This is a genomic window from Streptomyces shenzhenensis, from assembly GCF_021462265.1.
GTDB classification, from domain to species: domain Bacteria; phylum Actinomycetota; class Actinomycetes; order Streptomycetales; family Streptomycetaceae; genus Streptomyces; species Streptomyces shenzhenensis.
In genome coordinates this window covers 37,242-43,331 of record NZ_JAJONF010000062.1, presented here as the reverse complement: position 1 = coordinate 43,331, position 6,090 = coordinate 37,242, and the positions used below count along the sequence as shown (strand labels likewise).

Below are 6,090 nucleotides of genomic sequence, written 5' to 3'. Positions count from 1 at the left end.
CCCTGACGGGGCGCTGCCCCTGACGGGGCGCTGCCCCTAACGGGGCGATGCAGGCAGCCGTGTCGTGAAGTCCGCGACCGCCGCTCGCACGTCCTGGGACGTCCATTCCAGGCCCGCCTCCGCCACCGTCACCTCCGTCATCGACAGGCCCGGCCCCTTCGGTTCCCAGAAGCCGGCGAAGAGGTAGGTACCGGTCTCCTCGGCCTGGCGTACCGCCGTCTCCGTCAGCACATCGGGGTCGTACGGCAGCCAGACCTGGAACTGGTGGGTGTGCGGTTCCTCGGGGTGGACGCGGGACCAGGGCACGCCTGCCTCCGCGAAACCCTCGCGCAGGGCCGCGGCGACCACGCGCGCGTGGTGGACGTAGTCCGGAAGGCGGGGCAGTTCGCGCTCCAGGCCGACGAGGGCCGCCAGGGCGGTCGGGAACTGCTGGAAGACCATTCCGCCGTAGCGGTGGCGCCAGGTCTTCGCCTCCTCGATCAGGGGCTTCGGGCCGGCCAGCGCGGCGCCGCCGAAGCCGTCGAGGGACTTGTAGAACGACACGTAGACGCTGTCCGCCAGATCCGCGATCTCCGGCAGTGACCGCCCGAAGTGGACGGTGGACTCCCACAGGCGCGCGCCGTCGAAGTGCACCACCGCGTCGCGCTCCCGCGCCGCCTCCACCAGTTCCGTGAGCTCCTCCCAGGACGGCAGCACGAAACCCGCGTCCCTGAGGGGCAACTCCAGCATCAGCGCCCCGAAAGGCTCCTCGAAGTCGCGCAGTTCCCGGGCGGTGGGGAGCCGGGGCTCGCCGGTGACGCGCACGGTGCGCAGGCCGGCCACCTCGCGCAGGGCGTTGCGTTCGTGCACCTCGGGGTGGGCGAGGGCGTGCAGGGCGACCGTGGGGTTGCCGGTGCGGGCCGCCCAGCAGCGCAGGGCGACCTGCTGGGCCATCGTGCCGGTCGGGAAGAACGCGGCGGCCTCCGTGCCCAGCAGGGCCGCGACGCGCCGCTCCAGGGCCTCGACGATCCCGTTGCCGTAGACGTCCGACGGCTCGTCCAGGTCGTACACCTCGGGGGCCGCTTCCTGGAGACGTGCGAGGCGCTCGCGGAGCGGGGCCCGCACGCCCACGCGCGCGAGGACGCGGTCGGCCCGCCGGTAGGCGGCGGTGCGCCGCTCTCGCAACTGCTCGTCCGCCGACCGTGGTCCGGTCGGCTGCTCGTCCTGGGGCGTCGCCGTGTCACTCATGCGGTGGATGATGCCGTGGCGCGCCGGCCGGGGCACCCGGATTTTCCGCACCGCCGATGTGACCGGTCCGATGTGACCAGTCACCCACAGCCTGTGGACAGCCGATCGACCCCGGACCGGATAGCGTTAACATGACGAGAAATCGTCCGGTACCCAGAGCGGACTGGAACGGGAAGGCCACCCTCGCGTGAGTACAGTCCAACAGCCAGACCCCAGTGACCGCCCCGCGCGGCTCACCGTCGGTGTCGTCGGCGCCGGCCGGGTGGGTCCCGCGCTGGCCGCGTCCCTGCAGCTCGCCGGGCACCGTCCGGTGGCCGTCTCGGGGGTCTCCGACGCCTCCCGGCGGCGCGCCCAGGAGATGCTGCCCGAGGTCCCGCTGCTCCCGCCCGCCGAGGTCCTCCAGCGCGCCGACCTGGTCCTGCTGACCGTCCCCGACGACGCCCTGCCCGGCCTGGTCGCGGGCCTCGCCGAGACCGGTGCCGTACGGCCCGGCCAGCTGCTCGTGCACACCTCCGGGCGATACGGCGCGAAGGTCCTGGACCCGGCCCTGCGCGCGGGCGCGCTGCCGCTGGCCCTGCACCCGGCGATGACCTTCACCGGGACCCCGGTGGACGTGCAGCGGCTGGCGGGCTGCTCGTTCGGGGTGACCGCGCCCGAGGAGCTGCGGCTGGCCGCCGAGGCCCTGGTCATCGAGATGGGCGGCGAACCGGAGTGGATCTCCGAGGAGAACCGCCCGCTCTACCACGCGGCCCTCGCACTCGGCGCCAACCACCTGGTCACCCTCGTCGCCCAGTCCATGGAGCTGCTGCGCGCCGCCGGCGTCGAGGCCCCCGACCGGATGCTCGGCCCGCTGCTCGGCGCCGCCCTGGACAACGCCCTGCGCTCCGGCGACGCGGCGCTGACCGGGCCGGTCGCGCGCGGCGACGCGGGCACCGTCGCCGCGCACGTCACGGAGCTGCGCAGGCACGCACCGCAGGCCGTCGACGGCTACCTGGCGATGGCCCGCGCGACGGCCGACCGGGCGCTCGCGCACGGCCTGCTGAAGCCGGAACTCGCCGAGGACCTCCTCGTCGCCCTCGCCGATGGCGGCGACGGCACCGGAAAGCCCGGCACCAACGGCACCGAGGGGACCCGATGAGCACCGCCCTGCTGCGCACCGCCGAGGCACTGCACGCGCGCGTACGGCACGGCCGCCGCGCCGTCGTGATGACCATGGGTGCCCTGCACGAGGGCCACGCCACCCTGATCCGCACCGCGCGCGAGATCGCGGGACCGGACGGCGAGGTCGTCGTCACGGTCTTCGTCAACCCGCTCCAGTTCGGTGCCGGCGAGGACCTGGACCGCTACCCGCGCACCCTGGACGCCGACCTCAAGATCGCCGAACAGGCGGGCGCCGACGCCGTCTTCGCCCCCTCGGTCGACGAGGTCTACCCGGGCGGCCGGCCCCAGGTGCGGGTCACCGCGGGACCGATGGGCACGCTCCTGGAGGGCGCCTCCCGCCCCGGGCACTTCGACGGCGTCCTCACCGTCGTCGCCAAGCTGCTGCACCTCACCCGCCCCGACGTGGCCCTGTTCGGGCAGAAGGACGCCCAGCAGCTGGCCGTGATCCGGCGCATGGCCCGCGACCTGAACTTCGGCATCGAGATCGTCGGGGTGCCGACCGTGCGCGAGGCCGACGGGCTCGCGCTGTCCAGCCGCAACCGCTACCTGTCCGCCGACGAGCGGCGCACCGCGCTCGCGCTGTCCCGCGCGCTGTTCGCCGGCCGCGACCGCCACGCGGCCCAGGAGGCGCTGCGCGCGCGGGCGCTCGAGGTGCCGTCCTCGCGGGCGCGCGCCGAGGCGCTCAGCGCCATAGGCGAGTCCCGCGCGGCCGCCGACGCCCACGCCGTAGCCAAGGCCGTGCCGAACGCCGCCGCCGCGGTCCGCGCGGCCGCCCGCCAGGTCCTGGACGAGGCCGCCCACTACGACCCGCCGCTCGACCTGGACTACCTGGCCCTGGTCGACCCCTCCGACTTCACCGAGATCGACGACGACTTCACCGGAGAGGCCGTCCTCGCCGTCGCCGCCCGGGTCGGGACGACCCGGCTGATCGACAACCTCCCTCTCACCTTCGGACCCCTCGGAGCCGCCTTGTGACCAGCACAGGCACCAGCACTGGCGCCAGCACAGGCATACGACTGCACGCGCCCGCCCCGGGGTGGAGCATCTCGGCCGACGTGGTCGTCGTCGGGTCCGGGGTGGCCGGCCTGACCGCGGCACTGCGCTGCCAGGCCGCCGGGCTCACCACCGTCGTCGTCACCAAGGCCCGCCTGGACGACGGCTCCACACGCTGGGCGCAGGGCGGCATCGCCGCGGCCCTCGGCGAGGGCGACACCCCCGAACAGCACCTCGCGGACACCCTGGTGGCCGGCGCCGGCCTCTGCGACGAGGAGGCGGTGCGGATCCTCGTCACCGAAGGCCCCGGCGCGGTACGGCGGCTCATCGACACCGGCGCCATCTTCGACGAGTCCTCCGAAGGCGGCCTCGACCTCACCCGCGAGGGCGGCCACCACCGGCGCCGGATCGCGCACGCGGGCGGCGACGCCACCGGCGCCGAGGTCTCCCGGGCCCTCGTGGAAGCGGTACGCGCGCGTGGGCTGCGCGCCATCGAGAACGCGCTCGTCCTGGACCTGCTGACCGACGCCGAGGGCCGTACGGCCGGGGTCACCCTGCACGTGATGGGCGAGGGCCAGCACGACGGCGTGGGAGCCGTGCACGCCCCCGCGGTCGTCCTCGCCACCGGCGGCATGGGCCAGGTGTTCTCCGCGACCACCAACCCGTCGGTGTCGACCGGCGACGGCGTCGCGCTGGCACTGCGCGCGGGCGCGGAGGTCAGCGATCTGGAATTCGTGCAGTTCCACCCGACCGTGCTCTTCCTCGGCCCGGACGCGGAGGGCCAGCAGCCGCTGGTCTCCGAGGCGGTGCGCGGCGAGGGCGCCCACCTGGTCGACGCGGACGGCACGCGCTTCATGATCGGCCAGCACGAACTGGCCGAGCTGGCGCCCCGCGACATCGTCGCCAAGGGCATCCTGCGCCGGATGCTGGAACAGGGTGCCGAGCACATGTACCTCGACGCCCGGCACTTCGGCGCCGACATGTGGGAACACCGCTTCCCGACCATCCTGGCCGCCTGCCGGGCCAACGGCATAGACCCGGTCACCGAGCCCATCCCGATCGCCCCGGCCGCCCACTACGCCTCCGGTGGCGTCCGCACCGACGCGCGGGGGCGCACCACCGTCCCCGGGCTGTACGCGTGCGGCGAGGTCGCCTGCACCGGCGTGCACGGCGCGAACCGGCTGGCCTCCAACTCCCTCCTCGAAGGCCTGGTCTACGCCGAGCGGATCGCCGCCGACATCACGGCGGTCCGCGCGGAGCACGGCCTGCACGCGCGCGTGCCCGCACCGGTCCCGCACCCCGAGAAGCCCGCGCACCCGCTGCTCGCCCCCGAGACCCGCTTCGCCATCCAGCGGACAATGACCGAGGGCGCCGGTGTGCTGCGCTCCGAGGAGTCCCTGGCCAGGGCCGCCGAACAACTGCAGCGGCTGCACACGGACGCCCGTGACACCCTGGCCGAGAACGGCAAGACCGCCGAGCCCGGAGTCGACACCTGGGAGGCCACCAACCTCCTGTGCGTCGCGCGCGTGCTCGTCGAGGCGGCCCGCCGCCGCGAGGAGACCCGCGGCTGCCACTGGCGCGAGGACCACGCCGACCGTGACGACGCCGCATGGGGCCGCCACATCGTCGTACGGCTGAATCCGGACCGTTCACTGGCCGTGCGCACCACCGACACCGCAGACTTCCCCCCTACCCGGCCGCACCAGCCACACCAGGAGCAGTGACAGACGTGAGCACCAACGACCTTCCCCTTGCCGACGGCGGTGGCTGCGGCGACGGCTGTGCCTGTGGCGCCGAGGGCGACGAGGAGTACCTGGAGTGCGGGCTCGACCCCGCGCTCGCCGAGCTGCTGGCCGCCGCCGGACTCGACCCCATCGAGGTCGAGGACATCGCCAACGTGGCCATCCAGGAGGACCTGGCGGGCGGCGTGGACGTGACGACCGTCGCGACGATCCCCGAGGAGGCCGTCGCGACCGGCGACTTCGTCGCGCGCGAGGCCGGAGTGGTCGCGGGCCTGCGGGTCGCCGAGGCCGTGGTCTCCGTGGTCTGCACCGACGAGTTCGAGGTCGAGCGGCACGTCGAGGACGGCGACCGGGTGGAGGCCGGGCAGAAGCTCCTCTCGATCACCACCCGCACCCGTGACCTGCTCACCGCGGAGCGCAGCGCGCTGAACATCCTGAACCGCCTCTCCGGCATCGCGACCGCCACGCGCGCGTGGGCGGACGTCCTGGAGGGCACGCGGACACGCGTGCGTGACACCCGCAAGACCACTCCGGGGCTCAGGTCGCTGGAGAAGTTCGCGGTGCGCTCGGGCGGTGGCGTCAACCACCGCCTGTCGCTCTCGGACGCGGCGCTGGTCAAGGACAACCACGTGGTCGCCGCCGGCGGCGTCGCCCAGGCCTTCAAGGCCGTCCGCGAGGCCTTCCCGGAGCTGGCGATCGAGGTCGAGGTCGACACCCTGCACCAGCTGCGCGAGGCCGTCGACGCGGGCGCCGACCTGATCCTGCTAGACAACTTCACGCCGGGGGAGTGCGAGGAGGCCGTCGCGATCGTCGGCGGGCGCGCGCTCCTCGAGGCGTCCGGGCGGCTCACGCTGGACAACGCGCGGGCGTACGCCGAAACCGGCGTGGACTTCCTGGCCGTCGGCGCCCTCACCCACTCCTCGCCGATCCTGGACATCGGCCTGGACCTGCGCGAGGCGGAGTGACC

At 74.2% G+C, this 6,090-nt stretch carries 5 protein-coding genes; 4 read left to right on the top strand and 1 reads right to left on the bottom strand.

Annotation, left to right across the window (positions count from 1 at the left end):
* Positions 1 to 36: 36 nt before the first annotated feature.
* Positions 37 to 1,227, bottom strand: coding sequence for a threonine aldolase family protein (locus LQ326_RS42770; RefSeq protein WP_234544484.1), 1,191 nt, complete (start codon positions 1,225 to 1,227; stop codon positions 37 to 39).
* 187 nt (positions 1,228 to 1,414) lie between these two features.
* On the opposite strand from LQ326_RS42770, the gene LQ326_RS42765 reads away from it, so the two are divergent.
* Genes LQ326_RS42765 through nadC form a run of 4 tightly spaced genes read left to right on the top strand, consistent with a single transcriptional unit; the run spans position 1,415 to position 6,088 of the window.
* On the top strand, positions 1,415 to 2,365 hold the full coding sequence (locus LQ326_RS42765) for a Rossmann-like and DUF2520 domain-containing protein (RefSeq protein WP_234544483.1): 951 nt from the start codon (positions 1,415 to 1,417) through the stop codon (positions 2,363 to 2,365).
* Positions 2,362 to 3,363 (top strand): pantoate--beta-alanine ligase, encoded by a 1,002-nt coding sequence (panC, locus tag LQ326_RS42760; protein ID WP_234544482.1) that lies wholly within the window; start codon positions 2,362 to 2,364, stop codon positions 3,361 to 3,363. The genes LQ326_RS42765 and panC overlap by 4 nt, the downstream gene beginning before the upstream one ends.
* A complete protein-coding gene (locus LQ326_RS42755) occupies positions 3,360 to 5,105 on the top strand; it encodes an L-aspartate oxidase (protein ID WP_234544481.1) in 1,746 nt (581 codons plus the stop codon). Before panC ends, LQ326_RS42755 begins: the two co-directional genes overlap by 4 nt.
* A 5-nt stretch (positions 5,106 to 5,110) precedes the next feature.
* Entirely contained in the window at positions 5,111 to 6,088 is a 978-nt protein-coding gene (gene nadC, locus LQ326_RS42750) for a carboxylating nicotinate-nucleotide diphosphorylase (RefSeq protein WP_234544480.1), read from the top strand.
* The last annotated feature ends 2 nt before the right edge of the window (positions 6,089 to 6,090 follow it).